Annotated in this window: 14 protein-coding genes; 9 read left to right on the plus strand and 5 right to left on the minus strand. The window is 67.2% G+C overall.

Features of this window, described 5'->3' with window-relative positions; genetic code table 11:
* Positions 1–16: 16 nt before the first annotated feature.
* Positions 17–1609, minus strand: a complete 1593-nt coding sequence (locus GRX01_RS02700) for a DNA-directed DNA polymerase II small subunit (RefSeq protein WP_321167877.1) — start codon at positions 1607–1609, stop codon at positions 17–19.
* Between the two features lie 208 nt (positions 1610–1817).
* On the opposite strand from GRX01_RS02700, the gene GRX01_RS02705 reads away from it, so the two are divergent.
* Positions 1818–2570, plus strand: coding sequence for a S26 family signal peptidase (locus GRX01_RS02705; protein WP_201289479.1), 753 nt, complete (start codon positions 1818–1820; stop codon positions 2568–2570).
* Between the two features lie 220 nt (positions 2571–2790).
* Here the strand turns inward: GRX01_RS02705 and GRX01_RS02710 are convergent, their stop codons facing one another.
* Positions 2791–4620, minus strand: a complete 1830-nt coding sequence (locus GRX01_RS02710) for a Cdc6/Cdc18 family protein (RefSeq protein WP_159663107.1) — start codon at positions 4618–4620, stop codon at positions 2791–2793.
* Positions 4621–5810: 1190 nt separating this feature from the next.
* Here GRX01_RS02710 and GRX01_RS02715 point away from each other — a divergent pair.
* The 6 genes from GRX01_RS02715 to GRX01_RS02735 all read left to right on the plus strand — a co-directional run bounded on the left by GRX01_RS02715 (position 5811) and on the right by GRX01_RS02735 (position 10459).
* Positions 5811–6452, plus strand: coding sequence for an Era-like GTP-binding protein (locus GRX01_RS02715; protein WP_159663109.1), 642 nt, complete (start codon positions 5811–5813; stop codon positions 6450–6452).
* Positions 6452–6844 (plus strand): DUF2073 domain-containing protein, encoded by a 393-nt coding sequence (locus tag GRX01_RS02720; protein WP_159663111.1) that lies wholly within the window; start codon positions 6452–6454, stop codon positions 6842–6844. Before GRX01_RS02715 ends, GRX01_RS02720 begins: the two co-directional genes overlap by 1 nt.
* 2 nt (positions 6845–6846) lie before the next feature.
* Positions 6847–7443, plus strand: a complete 597-nt coding sequence (locus GRX01_RS02725; protein WP_159663113.1) for an OapC/ArvC family zinc-ribbon domain-containing protein — start codon at positions 6847–6849, stop codon at positions 7441–7443.
* A 389-nt stretch (positions 7444–7832) separates the two neighbouring features.
* Complete coding sequence (locus GRX01_RS02730; protein WP_159663115.1) at positions 7833–9338, plus strand: MATE family efflux transporter; 1506 nt, start codon at positions 7833–7835, stop codon at positions 9336–9338.
* A gap of 143 nt (positions 9339–9481) precedes the next feature.
* On the plus strand, positions 9482–9571 hold the full coding sequence (locus GRX01_RS19680) for a hypothetical protein (protein WP_449271446.1): 90 nt from the start codon (positions 9482–9484) through the stop codon (positions 9569–9571).
* On the plus strand, positions 9572–10459 hold the full coding sequence (locus GRX01_RS02735; protein WP_159663117.1) for a DUF7089 family protein: 888 nt from the start codon (positions 9572–9574) through the stop codon (positions 10457–10459).
* Positions 10460–10478: 19 nt separating this feature from the next.
* Here GRX01_RS02735 and GRX01_RS02740 read toward each other — a convergent pair whose 3' ends face one another.
* A complete protein-coding gene (locus tag GRX01_RS02740) occupies positions 10479–11066 on the minus strand; it encodes a DUF7090 family protein (RefSeq protein WP_159663119.1) in 588 nt (195 codons plus the stop codon).
* A 148-nt stretch (positions 11067–11214) separates the two neighbouring features.
* Positions 11215–12396, minus strand: a complete 1182-nt coding sequence (locus tag GRX01_RS02745) for an aspartate kinase (RefSeq protein WP_159663121.1) — start codon at positions 12394–12396, stop codon at positions 11215–11217.
* A gap of 305 nt (positions 12397–12701) precedes the next feature.
* On the opposite strand from GRX01_RS02745, the gene GRX01_RS02750 reads away from it, so the two are divergent.
* Together GRX01_RS02750 and GRX01_RS02755 are read left to right on the plus strand one after the other, a co-directional pair.
* Positions 12702–13136 carry a DUF2391 family protein gene (locus GRX01_RS02750; RefSeq protein WP_159663123.1) on the plus strand — a complete coding sequence of 145 codons (435 nt, stop codon included), beginning with the start codon at positions 12702–12704 and terminating at the stop codon, positions 13134–13136.
* A gap of 91 nt (positions 13137–13227) precedes the next feature.
* On the plus strand, positions 13228–14472 hold the full coding sequence (locus GRX01_RS02755; protein WP_159663125.1) for an MFS transporter: 1245 nt from the start codon (positions 13228–13230) through the stop codon (positions 14470–14472).
* A gap of 97 nt (positions 14473–14569) precedes the next feature.
* Here the strand turns inward: GRX01_RS02755 and GRX01_RS02760 are convergent, their stop codons facing one another.
* Positions 14570–15790 carry a TM2 domain-containing protein gene (locus GRX01_RS02760; RefSeq protein WP_201289480.1) on the minus strand — a complete coding sequence of 407 codons (1221 nt, stop codon included), beginning with the start codon at positions 15788–15790 and terminating at the stop codon, positions 14570–14572.
* Positions 15791–15863 lie beyond the last annotated feature (73 nt).

The following is a 15863-nucleotide window of genomic DNA, read 5'->3' on the forward strand; positions in this document are numbered from 1 at the left end:
CCCCGTGAAGAGCGGTTCAGGCGAACTTCCGGACCGTCATGTCGAGCGTGTCGAGATCGAGGATGGGGGCGTGAGCGACGTCGGGGTCGATGTTGACGGACTTCTGGAAGTCGGTCTGGGCCTGCCAGCACCCGGAGTTGACCGCGAGGACGTTGTGGTACTTCCCCCAGCCGAGCTTGTGGACGTGGCCGGTGTGGAACACGTCCGGCACCTCGTCGATGACGAGGTAGTCGCGCTCCTCGGGGGCGACGCGGGTCTTCCCGCCGAACTGCGGGGCGACGTGGCGCTTCTTGAGGAGCTGGTACATCGCCTTGTGGGGTTCGTCGTAGCTGGCCTTCTCCTCCGGCAGCTCGGCGATCACCTCGTCGAGGGAGACCCCGTGGTACATGAGGACGTTCACGCCCTCCACGTCGACCATCGCGGGGTTGCTCACGATCTGGGGGTCGTGCGCGCTCATGATCCCCCGGAGCTCCTCGTCGAACCCCGGCTGGGGCTCGGCGAGCCGGACGGCGTCGTGGTTCCCGGGGATCATGACGATCTCCATGTCGCCCGGCACCTGCTTGAGGTGCTCGGAGAACGTCTCGTACTGCTCGTAGATGTCGATGATGTCGAGCTCCTCGTCCTGATTCGGGTAGACGCCGACGCCCTCGACCATGTCGCCCGCGATGAGCAGGTACTCGACGTGTTCGGCCTCCTCCGTGTGAAGCCAGTCGGCGAACCGACCCCAGGCGTCCGCGAGGAACTCCTGAGAGCCGACGTGCACGTCCGAGACGAGCGCCGCCTGCACGTGGCGGTCGGCGGTGTTCGGGCGGTGGGTGCGGGGTACGTCGGGGAAGTGGATCGCGTCGACGAAGACGATGCCCGCGTCGTCCGCGAGCGTTCCGGTGACGGCGATACACTCGTCCATGAGGAGTTCGTCCACCAGGTCCGCGATGTCGCGGTCCTTCATCACGAGACACGGGAACGTTCCGGTGGTGTCCTCCAGTTCGACCAGCCAGTGGCCCGACGCGGTCGACCGAATGTCGTTGACGAGGCCGATGAGCTCCACGTCGGCGCCGCCCCCCATCGCCTCGATGGAGTCGGCAGGGCGGTGGTTGACGCGCCCCCGAAGCTGTCCGGAGAGGCGCTCGTATCGGTCGCGGAACACCCCGACGAACTCGTCGTATGCTCCCGTTCCGGTCGACGCGCCGGTCATGTCGTTCGCGACGACGGGCGCCTGTGGGGATCGGTCGACGACCGTGTTCCCCTCCGTTTCGTCCGGAACGGCTCCGGTTCCGTGTGGCGATCCACCCCCGGACACTCCAGTCGAAACGGAGGGGTCCGAATTGACGGCGTCGTTCGTCGGTTCCGACGACGCGGCGGCGGCCGACTCGGTCGAGCGGGCCGCGCCGTCGACCTGTTCGGGGTCCGGAACGGGCTCGGCGTCGAGCGCCTCCCGGACGTGGTCGACGGTGAGAACGAGTGCGTCCTCGGGCGCGGTCTCGATGGCCGCCTCGAGGGCGAGTTCCGGCGTCGACGACTCGGCGATGAGCGTGACGGCCTCCCGCTCGGCGTTGTACCCGCGGCGAGTGAGCGCCTGCACGACTCGGGAGGACGTCTCCAGCGGCACGACACGAGGTCGGCCGGGCGCGGGCAAAAGGATAGCGGATGGACGCACGGCGACGACGTCGGCAGTTCGGCCCGCGATCGCGCCAGTGGGGAACGGATCCCGTATCAGGCGGCAGCCGTCGCCGTCCGGTCGTCAGGGCGTCGGTCGGCCACGCTTCGAGGGCGCGGTAACAGAAAGTTCAACACCGAGCGCCGGGTTCGAGTGAATAATGAGTGACGACGGGCGGTCGCCCGACGACCCGCTGTCACGGTTCCTTCACGCCGAGACGGGTGCGTCGGTGTTCATCCGTGAGGTCCTCACGTCGGTACTCGCGGTCGCGCTGATCGGACTCCTCCTGTTCGCCGCGTCGGGCGTCTGGCCACCGATGGTCGCCGTCGAGTCGGGCAGCATGGAGCCGCACATGGAGCGCGGCGACCTCGTGTTCATCACGGAACCCGATCGGTTCTCCCCCGACTTCGCGCACGGCGACACCGGGGTCGTCACCCACGAGACCGGCGCCACGGAGGGGTACGCCACCTTCGGCGAACCCGGGTCCGTGATCGTGTATCGCCCGCCCGGGTCGGGCGGCTCGCCGATCATTCACCGTGCCCGGCTACACGTCGAGGAGGGCGAGAACTGGGTCGACCGCGCGAACCCCGAGTATCTCCCCGCGACCTCGTGTGAGCGGGTTCCCTCCTGTCCGGCCCCGTACGACGGGTTCATCACGAAGGGCGACGCGAACGCCGAGTACGACCAGGTGAGCGGTATCGCTCCCGTCGTGAAGTCCGAGTGGATCCGCGGCGTCGCACGCGTTCGCGTCCCCTACCTCGGATACGTTCGGCTGGTCTTCTCGGAAGTCGTGCTCGTACAGACGGACGGCCCCGGGCTGGCGACCGCCGCCGCATCGGGTGTCGAGTACACCCCGAACCAGCGCTCGAGTACGAGTTCCAACACCACCGTTTCGCGTGGAACCGTTATTTGATCAATATCGACGTACTGGAATGGGTCTCGGAGTCGAAATAGAGGGGGTGGGAACTGTTCCCGATGCCCCGTGAGTCGCGCGGTCGGTCAAACATGCGGACGTACCGGGTGGCATGTGTCACCTACGCGTGTGGCACCGATTGAGATATGGCACCGAGACGTGTGTCGACTGTTCGAGTCCGGTCGACGAGAGTCCCGACGAGTGAGCGTTCTCCGAGAGCTCAGTTGTCGAAGCGGGCCTGAACGAACGGCTGGACGTCCTCGATGTCGCCGAGTCGGGAGTCCGAGAGCAGGACGGCCTCGGTTTCGTCGATCGGGACGGACAGGGAGATCTCCTTCGTCCGTCCGTAGCGACCCTTCGAGACGACGACCGCGTTGACGATGCCGAGCATGTCGAGTTCGGAGATGAGGTCGGTGACGCGACGCTGCGTGAGCACGTCGGCGTCGATCTCCTCACAGAGCCGCTTGTAGATGTTGAACACCTCGCCGGTGTTGACGTTGTGAACGCCGTTCTGTTCGAGGAGAATGATGGAGAACAGGACGATCTTGCTCTGGGTCGGGAGCGTGCGAACCACCTCGACGACGCGATCCAGCTCGATCTTGTCCTGGGCCTGTCTGACGTGCGCCTCCTCCACGAGGTCGGCCTGCGAGCGTTCGGCGAGCTCGCCCGCGGTGCGCAGCAGGTCGAGCGCGCGGCGAGCATCCCCGTGCTCCTGGGCAGCGAAGGCGGCACACAGCGGGATCACGTCCTCGGTGAGGGCATCGGGCTTGAACGCGATGTCCGACCGGTGCTGGAGAATGTCCCGCAGCTGGTTCGCGTCGTACGGCGGGAAGACGATCTCCTCCTCGCCGAGGCTCGACTTGACGCGTGGGTCGAGGAAGTCGGTGAACTTCAGGTCGTTGGAGATCCCCATGATCGAGATCCGGGAGTTCTCCAGTTCGGAGTTCATCCGCGAGAGGTTGTACAGGGTGTCGTCGCCGCTCTTCTCGACGAGCTTGTCGATCTCGTCGAGCATGATGACGACGACGCGCTCGTGGTAGTCGACGGCGTCGAAGAACGTGGAGTAGACCCGGTCGGTCGGCCAGCCGGTCATCGGTACCTCCTCCATCTCCTCGCGGTCCGATTCGAGGTCCGCGATACGATCGTCGACATCGGCGACGGAGCCGAACTCGGTTCCCTCGAGCGCTCCCTCGTCGTCGGTGGCAGCCGAGCGGAGGTCGCGGAGGTCGTCGAGGCGGTCGCCGATCACCCGGTCGTTCTTCTCGATGAACTTGTTCGCGAGCTGTGCGAGCACGCGATACTGGGTGTCGGTCACCTCGCAGTTGATGTACTCGACCTCGCAGGGGACGTCGTACTTCTGGCTGGTCGACTCGAGTTCCTGTGAGACGAACTTCGCCGAGGCGGTCTTTCCCGTCCCCGTCTTCCCGTAAATCAGGATGTTCGACGGCGTCTCCCCGCGCAGCGCGGACACGAGGATCGTCGCCATCTTGTTGATCTGGTCCTTTCGGTGGGGGAGCTCGTGGGGGGTGTACGAGGGACGAAGCACCTCCTTGTTCTCGAAGATGGGCTCGCCGGAGAGGAGGTCGTCGAACAACCCGGTGCTGGCTTCGTCGTCCTCGTCGGCGAGCACCTCGTCGACGTCGAGGTCGACGTCCGTTCGCGATCGGGATCCGGACCCGAAGTTGAACGACGTTCCACCCGCGCCGGCGTCAGTGTCGCCGCCGGGGTCTCGGTCAGCGTCGCCGCCGGGGCCTCGGTCAGCGTCGCCGCCGACGCGCCCGTCGGTATCGTCGTCACGGTCACCGCGTCCTCCCTCGTCGGTGTCAGCGGCGGTGGTTCCGGTGGAAACGGGGTCGGGTGCTGTTTCGGATCCGGGTCCGACTCCGAGATCGGGTGCCGAGTCAGAGCCGGTGCCGTCGCTCTCCGGATCGGACGACCGCCCCTCGCTTCGGGTGGAGTCGTCGTTCTCGTCGGAGTGCGCCGCGACATCCGACGGGTCGTCGGTTCCGTCGTCGTTCGAACTGTGTTCCGGCTCGTCGTCCCGTGTCATTCGTTCGTTGTACCCCCTTGTTTCGACTGGAACACGCACCGGGCACCCGCCGTATCACCGGTTCTCTCGGCGGATATCGGCTGTGTTGAGCCCGGATCGCCGATCGGGCGTGTCCAGATGATGCAACCGAAATGGATGGACAGCCCGTTAAAAAACGTTACTGTTCGGTCGAGTCGACGTCGGACGTTCGGTGTCGAACGGCGTCGTTCGAGGGGTGAGATCGGTGTCCGGCGGGCGGGTATCGAGTACACGATCGATCTCGGGTCCGGATCCCGATCGCGAACGGACTCGAGCTGCCGGACGATCGGCCTGATCGAGAATGGCCAAGTAAGACCGATCCTACCGGAAGCGATCCAACACGGTGACGGCTCTACTCACTTTGGCGTTCACCTACTCAGCGCTCGACCGGAAACGCTCCGCGATCGGGGACGCGGATCTCGACGGTCCGAACGAGTCCGCGTTCGTAACCGGATTCGACTAGAAACGGTCCCGACGAACACAGGGAGGTATTCGGTTCCGTATCCCTGGTGAGGGCGGGTTCCGCGACCCCCCCACCCCTTCGTTTCCGGTGGAGACGACAACGAGGAGAGGGTGGCCAAGGGCATCTCGATCACGGTGTCTTTATTACGAATAAACTCGAACAGTATCCGCACGACTAGCAAATATATTTTGTTTAGGGTGTGGTGGTATCTAGAAAACGCGCGTCGGACGTCCCCCTCTCCCCGATCCCGGAAGTTCCACCTGAAATGGAGGGGTGGGGGTGATCTCTCCCGACGTGTATCCGACTGTCCCTCCCATCGACGCCCGTGAGAAAGTGTAGGAAGAGTGCCAACAACAGCGCGTTAAATCGCACCGTCCACGGGAGACACGTCGGTGAGTCCACCCCTCGAACACAGGACTGGTGTCCCCCTGCTAGCGATCTCCCCTAGCGTGCACTCCGTCGCCGTCGATTCCGGTCGGCGGACATCTGGACTACGGGCGAGCTTCGGTCCGGGAGCCCACTGGCCGAGGGGGACCATCCCTCACTGCGGTTGCCACCCACCACCCGGGTGCCTTCCCGTTACCTGTCTGGAGAGGTCGGTTGTCGACAAGAAACCTTGGCGTACCCCGTCTGACGTAGTGCTTAAGTGGCGCGGATGGTTTGAGGTGATAACGCCCTCCACACGATACGGAGGGAAACGGAGGCCAGGATGGGTCTGCTCACCAATCTCAGGGACAGTATTACACGGGTCACCGATCGGCTCTTCGCCGACGACGAGCCCAAACGGATCGGGATATACGGCCCGCCGAACGCGGGCAAGACGACGCTGGCGAACCGGATCGCCCGCGACTGGACCGGCGACGCCGTCGGTCCCGAGAGTCACATCCCGCACGAGACGCGTCGCGCGCGAAGGAAGGAGAACGTCGAGATCGAACGGAACGGCAAGACCGTCACCATCGACATCGTGGACACGCCGGGCGTGACCACGAAGGTGGACTACAAGGAGTTCCTCGATCACGACATGGAGAAGGACGACGCCGTCAAGCGGTCGCGCGAGGCGACCGAGGGCGTCGCGGAGGCGATGCACTGGCTCCGCGAGGACGTCGACGGCGTCATCTACGTCCTCGACTCCACCACGGATCCGTTCACGCAGGTCAACACGATGCTCATCGGGATCATCGAGAGTCAGGACCTCCCGGTGCTCATCTTCGCGAACAAGGTCGACCTCGACGACGCCGACGTGAAGCGCATCGCCGACGCGTTCCCGCAACACGAGACGGTGCCGCTGTCGGCGCTGGAGGGGGATAACATGGACGAAGTGTACGAGAAGATCGCGGAGTACTTCGGATAATGCCCGAAGCAACCGCTCCCGACGACGGCGACGGCGTCCGTATCGACCTCATCAGCGGCGCCCGGATGGAGGGACTCACCTCGATGGAGAAGATCCGGCTCATCCTCGACTCCGTCCGCGACGGCGACATCGTCGTCCTCGAGGCGGGTCTCTCGCCCGAGGAGGAGTCGAAGCTCATCGAGGTCACGATGACCGAGATCAGCCCCGACGACTTCTCCGGCATCGAGATCGAGACGTACCCGTCGACGCAGCAGCCGAACCAGGGGCTCATGGGTCGGCTCCTCGGCAAGGAGGAGGCCGCCAAGAAGCTGACCGTGATCGGCCCGGCCAACCAGATCGAGACGCTGCACAAGGACGAGGACCTCATCAGCGCGCTCGTCTCCCGCAAGTAGCGATGCCGCACCAGTGTACCAACTGCGGACGGACGTTCGCCGACGGGTCGAAGGAGATGCTCTCGGGGTGCCCCGACTGCGGCGGCAACAAGTTCCAGTTCGATCCGACCGGCGAGGCCGAGACAGCTCCACCCGAAACGGAGGACACCGCGACCCGAAGCGCCTCGACAGCCTCGCCCGAGGGAACGAGCGCGGACGACCCGGGGGTCACGGATGACGTGGCTGAACCGAACACGTCGCCCCCGACGGCACCCGATACGGAGGACGGCGCGCAGGCGAGCGCTCGCTCCGATGTCGTCTCGCCGGACGAGCTCGCCGCGGCCGCCGAGTCGACCGAACCGGCAGCCGATCGAGCCGAACAGGGGGAGACAGCCCCGTCACCTGCCGACACCGATCCGTCCGACACGGACGCGTCGGACTCGAACCTCGACGCCCTCCGGCAGAAACTCAACGACCAGTTCGAGTCCATCCGTATCGTCAGTCCGGGCCAGTACGAGCTGAACCTCATGGAGCTGTACGACCGGGAGGAGTACATCATCTCGCTTCGCGAGGACGGCCGATACGTCATCGAGATGCCCGAAGGCTGGGACGACCGCTGAACACGGGCCCGACCGTCCCGTTCTACCCGAAACCGTTCCCGTTCGGTCCGGACGACTCGCCCGGTCCGACTCGGCCCCCGTCGATCTACTCGAACCGACTCCTGTACTCGACTGGAACCCCTGTATTCGAACCGGACCCCTTCAGCCGAATCGAACCCCCACTCGAACCGCATCCTCCACTCGAACTGTTCCCTTACACTTGAACCGCACCCTCCACTCGAACTGCCTCCCTCCACTCGAACTGCCTCCCTCCACTCGAACTGCCTCCCTCCACTCGAACTGCCTCCCTCCACTCGAACTGCCTCCCTCCACTCGAACTGCCTCCCTCCACTCGAATCAGCTTCGCCTTTCGATACTCCCTTGCTGACGGGGTTGCCTATCCGTGATAGATGCTGTCCGCGCTTCGTGAGCGCCTCCGATCGGCGCTGTTCGCGTTCCCCTCCGTGTTGGCGGCCTTCGGGCTGATCGATCGGAAGAAAGGCCAGGAGGCGTTCGATCTGGCGGTCCCGGTGATGGTGACCGGCGGGCTGCGGACACTCCTCCGCGTCGCCGACTTCCTGATGGTCGGGATGTACGCCGGCGGCGCGGCGATCGCCGCGCTGGAGTTCGGCTTTCAGTACTACTTCGTTCCGTTCGGCCTCGCGCTCGCGCTCACGTCCGGGACGATCAGCGTCGTCTCTCGGTTCCAGGGCGCCGACGAGCCCGCGGAGGCGAACTTCGCGATCAAGCAGTCGCTGTGGCTGGCGATCGCGCTCGCGGTACCGATCACCGTCTTCACGCATCTCTACGCCGAGGAACTGATCGGCGTCCTCAGCAACGACCCACGGACGATCGCCCTCGGCGGGGACTACCTCCGCGTCGTGATGTACTCCGTGGGGTTCCGCTTCTGGTCGATGATCGCCGCCCGAGCGCTCGCCGGATCGGGCGACACCCGAACGCCGATGTACGTCCGCCTCCTCACGCTCCCGACGAACGTCGGCCTCAACGCCGCGCTCATCTTCGGCCTCGGCCCGTTCCCGGAACTCGGCGTCGTCGGCGCGGCATGGGGGACCGTCGCCGCGACGACGCTCGCGGGCGTCGTGTTCGCGTGGGCGCTCCTCTCGGGCCGGTACTCCGTTCGGCTTCCGATCCGCGGCAAGCAGTGGGACACCGGGATCGCACGCGAACTCGTCCGGGTGAGCCTCCCCCTCGCGGGGACGAGACTCTCGCGCACGTTCGGTCGGTTCCCGTTCCTGTTCCTGTTGGGTGTGCTCGGGACGGACGTCGTCGCGGCGTACGCGATCGGCCGGCGGGTGATGCTCCTCGCGTTGATGCCCGCGTGGGGCTACTCCACGGCGGCATCGACGCTCGTCGGCCAGGCGATCGGCGCCGGCGACCCCGAGGAGGCCGACGAGTACGGATGGCAGACCCTGCGGCTCGCACTCGTCACCCAACTCCTCATCGGCGCGGTCATCGCGGTGGCCGCCCGTCCGATCGCGGCCGCCTTCGGCTCGGAGAACCTCGCGCTCACGGTGACGTTCGTCCGCGTGTTCGGCCTCGGCGTCGCCGGCTTCGCGGTCTCGCGGACGATGCGCGGCGGACTCCGAGGCGCCGGCGACACGCGCTGGCCGTTCTACGGCGGACTCATCAGCACGTACGTCGTCAGGCTCCCGATCGCGGCGCTCGCGCTCCCCGCGGGATACGCCGCCACGTTGTTCACCGGGCCGCTCGCGGCGACGCTCGGGATCGCCCCGCTGGTCGTCCCGCTTCCGGGAATGGGTCTCGGGCTGGTCGCGGTGTTCGCGGCCATCCTCGGCGACATGTACGCGCGGGCCGCCGTCAACCTCGTTCGCTACTACAGCGACGCGTGGAAGACTGTCGCTCGCGAGTCCGAGGTCGGGGCGTCGGCGGACTGATCGCGGATCGCGACCCCGATCGTCGGCGCAGGCGCTTCGAACCTGTACTCGTGACCGAGACTTCGCGTCGGTCCGCGTGTCTCGCCGTCCGCTGACGGCGACGGAATGAAGCCTTTATGCACCACGCCTTGCCACGTCGAGACATGAGCAAGGCGACGAAGATCGTGCTCGGTACCGTCGGCGTGTCGGCCGTCCTCGCGGTCGGCATCGTCCTCGTTCTCGCGTTCGGGTAGATGGCCGGGTTCGAGCGACGAACGCTCGCGCCGTCCGTCGCGGCCGTCCGCGAGTCGTACGCCCCGGACAGCGTCGTCCTCGACGCGGGCGCTGACTTCGAGACGCTCCCGCCGGAGGCCGCCGAGGAGCTCGGCCTGCTGGTCGACGCGCTCGACCCCACGGCGTATCCCGCCGAGTGGCTTCCGGACGACGCGCCGCCGCAGCTGCGACGGTACGCCGGATCGGACTTCACCATCGGAATGCCCGACGACGGCACGGTCGTGTGGACGCGGCAGACGACCCCGCCGACGGTCATCGCGAAGAAACGCGCGGAGGGCACCCCCGAGGACTTCCTCGCGTTCCTGTTGGCGGAGGCGTTCGTCGAACTGTCGCTGGACGTCCCCGAGCACTTCCTCCCCTTCTTCGGCGAGTCGTATCGCGATCTCGCGGCGGCGACACCGCTCGGACCCAACGAGACGTATCAACTCGCGGCGGCACTGTTCGACGCCTGGGTCGGCATCCAGACGCGCGAGGTGTTCCGGTCGTGGGCGGACGACACCGACATCGACGCCGGTACCGAAGCCGACGCGGGCACCGAAGCCGACGCCGGCACCGGCACTGACACCGACGCAGGGACCCACACGGATACTCCGTCACACCCGGAGATCCACTCCGCGTGGGTCGACGCCGGGGACCGCCTCGTCGACCGTCTGGAGGACCTTCCGGCGGCGGTCGCCCGCGGCGACCGGTCGTTCACCGCGGCGACGGAGTACGCCTGTGCCGCGGTGAAGCACGACCTCGACCTCCCCGCGCCGTTCTCGGCGCTGGACACCGCGGCGTACCGCGACCACGGCGCAGAGTACGCGGTTCGGTGGGCGGAGAAGACGTTCGAGAAGCTCGACGAGTGACCTCCCGAGGGAAGAGGGACTACTCCTCGGGAAGCTCGACCGTCACGGTGCCGTCGTCGGTGAGATCGATCACGACGTCGAACAGCTCGCGGAACCGTCGGATCTCGTCGTCGTCGTGGACCTCCCGCGAGAGGTGGAACAGCCCGACCGCGTCGTACTCCCCGAGCAGGTCGAGCATTCGACCCGTGGCGTCGTGGACGCCGTCGACGTCGGCGTAGTAGGCGAGTTCGGTGAGCGAGTCGACGCTGATCCGCCGTTTCCCGGCGTGGGCGGCGAGGAAGCTCTCCACCTGCGCGACGACGCCGTCGAGGTCGTCGGGCGCGGCGACGTAGTGGAAGTGATCGGAGCTGCGCCTCGAGTAGCCCCGCTCGACGGAGATCGTATCGAGGATCTCGGCGCGCGACTCGTCCACGTCGTAGTGTTCGAGCTTCTGTTCGACCTCCCGGGCGGTGGTTCGCGTGGAGACGACGAGGAAGTTGTCGGTGTCGGCCTTCAGGAAGTCCGTGTCGATGCGATCGGTCTCGCCGATGCTCGGATGCAGAAGCAGCACCCCGGTTCCGCCGGGGATCGTCGTGTCGACGTCGCCGACGGCGAGCGTGTAGTCCATGTCCCAGACAGCGACCGCTCGAACTTAAATTCCGCTGCGCCCCCGACTCCGCCGGCCGTTCAGTCCTTGACCAGTCGAACCGTCCCGACGCTCAGAACTCGGATCGACACTCAGAACTCGGATCGACACTCAGAACTCGGATCGACACTCAGAACTCGGCTTGGACGATCTCGAGCACCTCTTCCCGGTCGTCCCAGGAGACGAAGATGGCGACGGAGGTGGCGGAGGTGATGATGTCGTGGACGTTGATCCCGGCCTCCGCGATCGGGCCGACGATGTCCGAGACGACGCCGGAGCGGTTCGGGAGCTCCCCGCCCATGACGCGGATGACGGCGTATTCGCCCTCCGTACTGACCGAGGACAGCGAGCCGTCGCCGACGACGACCTCGTCGTGGAGCGCCGCCTCCGCGCGGTCCGAGGCTCCCGTGTCGACGTAGAACGTCACCGAGTCCATCCCGGAGGCGACGGCGTCGATGTTGATCTCCTGTTGACGGAGCGCCTCCGAGAGGTCCGCCAGGATCCCGGGCCGGTTGCGGATCGCGCGTCCGGCGACGGTGATGCACGACAGCGGATCCTCGCGCATGTCTATGAGGTTCTCGAAGGTCCCCTCGATCCGGGTGCCGCCGCCGAGGAGGTCGCCGTGCTGGTAGTGGACGACGCGCACGTCGAGGTCCTCGTCCTTGTACACGAGCGCGGACGGCGCGATCACCTCGGCGCCGCGGAACGAGAGGTTCCGCAGCTCGTCGACGGTGATGCTCGCGACGTTGCGCGCGCCCTCGACGACGTGCGGGTCCCCGGTCATGACGCCCTCCACGTCGGTGACGATGACGACCTCGTCGGCGTCCATGTACTTCCCGAGCATCACCGCGGTCGTGTCCGATCCGCCGCGGCCGAGCGTGGTCACCCCCCCGTCGATGGTCTGGGCGAGAAAGCCCGTGATGACCGGAACGACGCCGTCCATCTTCGCGGCCAACGCGGCGGCGCGCTCGCTCGTGGCCTCGACGTCGACCTCGCCGACCTCGTCGGTGATGACGGGCCACTCGTCGCGCCCCGGTTCGAGGAACATCGCGTTCACGCCGCGGGCGGCCAGCGCCGCCTTCAGCATGCGAACGGAGGTTCGCTCCCCCATCGAGACGATCTCGGCGCGGTCCTTGTCGCCGACCTCGAAGGTGATCTCGTCGAGGAGGTCGTCGGTGGTCGACCCCATCGCGCTCGCGACGACGGCGATCTCGTGGCCCTGTTCGACGGCCGCGGCGATGGAGTCGGCCGCCCGCTCCACGCGGTCGCCCGAGCCGAGCGAGGTGCCGCCAAACTTGGCGACGACGCGCATCAGACGCGCACCCCTACGCGAGGCGATCGGTGAACATCGGCGTGTCGGTGGTTCATGGCGCCCGGTAGCACGGGTTCGCGTTTAACGCTGTCCTCTCTCGCAATGGTCGCCGCGGGAACGTCGACGATAACGACCACACTCCGTCGACGACACGGCTCCGCCTCGTCGACGACACAGCCCGGACCCGTCGGCGATCGGACGGGAGCGGTGTCGTGTGCCGTCCACCGAGGGATGTCGTCGCGGGGTGTCGTGGTCTCGCCCGCCGTCGTCGGGGGAGTTTTCACACCCGATGCCGACGGAGGGGTATGGTCGGCCGGAACAGACGGTACGCGTTCGCGGACTCCGCCCAGCAGATCGTCGGCGGGTTCCTCCTCGCGGGGCCGTTCGTCGTCACCGAGGAGGTGTGGGTGCTCGCGGGGAGCATGGAGTGGTTCCAGGCTCTCGGCACCGTCGCCATCGTCCTGGGGATCGGCTACGGCGCGCTGTACAAGGCCGACGACGACCGGGATCCCGACCGGGAGGCGGAGGTCGCCGGGGTCCCCGTTCGGTTCATCTCGCTGGTGGCCGTGTCGTATCTCTCCGTGCTGATCCTCGCGCTCGCGTTCGACGCCCCCGAGACGTTCCTCGCCGAGGAGTACGGCTCGGGGACGATGGCGCAGGCGGCGGTGACGCTGAAGGCGGTCTCCGTGGGTTCGGTGTTCTCCGTGGTCGGCGCGGCGACCGCCGACTCCGTGTTCTGAACCGAGGAACGACTGAACCGAGTTTCAGTACCGCACGTTACTGAAACCGCCTTCCGAGAACGCCTTTCTCGACGCCTCGAGTAGCGCCGATATGGGCTCGCTGGTCCGCCGCTACTACCTCTACCGCGCGTCGCTCTCGTCGGGATTCTACGTCCCCGTCTCGGTCGTGTATATGGAGTCGAGGGGGCTCGGCCTCCCGGAGATAGGTCTCGTACAGGGAACGTTCCTGTTCTCGATGGTCGTCTGGGAACTCCCGACTGGCTACCTCGGTGACCGCCTGGGCCGCCGGACGGCGCTTGCCCTCGGGAGCGTCGTGACCGTCGCCGTGATGGCGGGGTTCGCGCTCGCGGACTCGACGCTCGGGTTCGCCGCCGTCTACGCGCTGTGGGCGGTCGCCTGGACGTTCAAGACCGGAACCGCCGACGCGTGGCTGTACGAACTACTCGCGAGCGGCGGCGACGAGGACGAGTTCTCCCGAATCACCGGTCGCGCCGACTCGACGCTCCGGCTGGTTTCGGGCGGCGCGGCGCTGTCGGCCGGTCTGCTGTACACGCTCGACCCGGCGCTCCCGTTTCTCGCCAACGCGGCGCTGGCGGCGATCGGACTGCCGGTGTTGTTCACGCTCCCGCGGACGCATGGAGCCGACGGTAGAGGCCCAGAGGACCCGGACGACGGAGTCCCCTCATCCGATGAGGACCCGTCGCCCGATAGAGATCCGTCGCCGATCGGCGTTCGGGAAGCCGCCGGCGTCCTCCGGGAACAGCTCTCGCGGCCGTCGATCCGCTGGATCGTCGCGTACGCGGCGCTGTTCAACCTCGTGTTCTCGGTGACGCGCGTGTTCGAGCAGCCGGCGATGCGCTCCGTCGGCGTCCCGGTCGCGGGGCTGGGCGTGCTGTACGCCGGATTCAAGCTCGTTTCGGCGGTCGCATCGAGCGTGACCGGCGCGGTCCACGACCGGCTGGGAACCCGCGGGGTGTTGTTCCTCCTCGTCCCCGTCGTCGGCGTCACCTACGGCGCGTTCGCTCTCCTCCCGGTGTTGGTGGTCCCGGCGCTGTTCGTCCGTCGCGGGCTCCAACGGATCACCCGTCCGGTTCGTACCGAGTACGTCAACGACCGGGTGGAGGACGTGGGACGAGCAACGGTGCTGTCGGGCGTCTCGATGGCTCTCACCCTGGTTTCGGGCACAGGGAACGTCCTCGGCGGGCGGATCGCCGAGGCGGTCGGGCCGGTACGGTTCCTCTCGACGGTCGGCGTCGTCGTCTCGCTGGCGGGCGGGATCCTCTGGATCGGGACGCGTCCGATCAGGGACGCCCCCGCGGATACCGCCGCGTCGTGAATCGGCACGTCCGGTATCACTCGCTCCGAACTCACCGGACTCGGCTTTCCCGGAGAGACCGGGATCGATGACGGGGGGGTACAAGCGCGGTCGGCGGTCACGTGCCGTACTTGCGTTGGAACTCCTCGTCGGACTTCGTGAGATAGATGAGCGCCTCGATGAGCGCGGCGAAGTACGGGATAAGCGTCCACGACAACAGGAGGTACACGATCCCGCGACCGGTGTTCCCGAGGTAGAAGTGGTGTGCACCGAGCCAGCCCAGGAAGATGGCGAGCAGCGCGGCGCTGGTTCTGTCCTTCGACCCGGACGCGGCCGCGTTCGACTGCCGAACTCCGCACTCGGGACAGAGCTCGGCCTGTTTCTTCACCACGGCGCCGCATGCGGTGCAGTATCTCTCGTCGGCACCGGCAGTTGTACTCGGGTCCCTCCCAGCACCGCCCGTTCCGTCGGTGGCGCCGGTTGAAACCGCGGTTTCGACGGCTTCCGGCGGGGGGTTCCCGGGCCCAGTGTCTTCGTCGCGCGGTTCGGATCCGCCGCTCTCGTCCGTGGGATCCGGATCCCCGTCGCTGTCGCCGTCGCCCCTCCGGGCGCCGGAATCGGCATCGGGGTGGTTTCCGGATCGGCTCCGATCGACGGCCGAAGCGCCGCCGGTTTCCGACGCGCCCTCGTCGGTCACGTCCGGCTGTTCGGTCCCACCGGTCGCCGTCGTGGCGGTGGCGGCACTGTTCGTGTGGGATCCGTCGTCGGAGTCGGTGTCGTCGTCGCCGAACCCCCAGCCGTCGTCGGCGGACGACGTCGAGGAATGGGCGGCGTCGCCGCCGGTGTCGACTGTATCGACGGTGTCGGTCGCGTCCGCGTCGTCCGTTCCGTCGTCGAACGACCAGGCGTCGCCACCCTCGGTCGAGTCTCCGCCGAATCCCCAGTCGCCGTCGTCGCCACCGAACGCGTCGTCGCCCGTCTCGGCCGCCGCGAACGAGTCGACCCCGCCGCCCCCGGCGCCGCCGGTCGCCTCCCGACCGCCGTCGGTCGAGAACGAGATCGATCCCGCGGCGATCGTCGCGGAGACGCCCCCGGCCCCGTCCCCCGGATCGAACCGCTCGGCGGCCTCCGGTCCGTCCTTGACCTGAACGGCGACCTCGACGGTGCCGGCGGCCGACTCCGACCACTCGCGCCGCTCTCCGGGGGCGAGCGTCACCCGATCGACGAACAGGACGTCCCCGCCGGCCCGACAGCCCACGTTCGCCGTCGTCCGCGACCCCGTCCGGTTGACGACGGCGATCGCGAGGTCGTCGGGGAGTCTCTCGTCCATCCAGTCCATTCGTGGTTGGCGATCCGGTCGGACGGTCTTAATTCCCCGACATGGACGGGAGGCGTCCGGACGCGGCCGGTGT

The organism is Halobaculum saliterrae (assembly GCF_009831625.1).
GTDB classification, from domain to species: Archaea; Halobacteriota; Halobacteria; order Halobacteriales; family Haloferacaceae; genus Halobaculum; species Halobaculum saliterrae.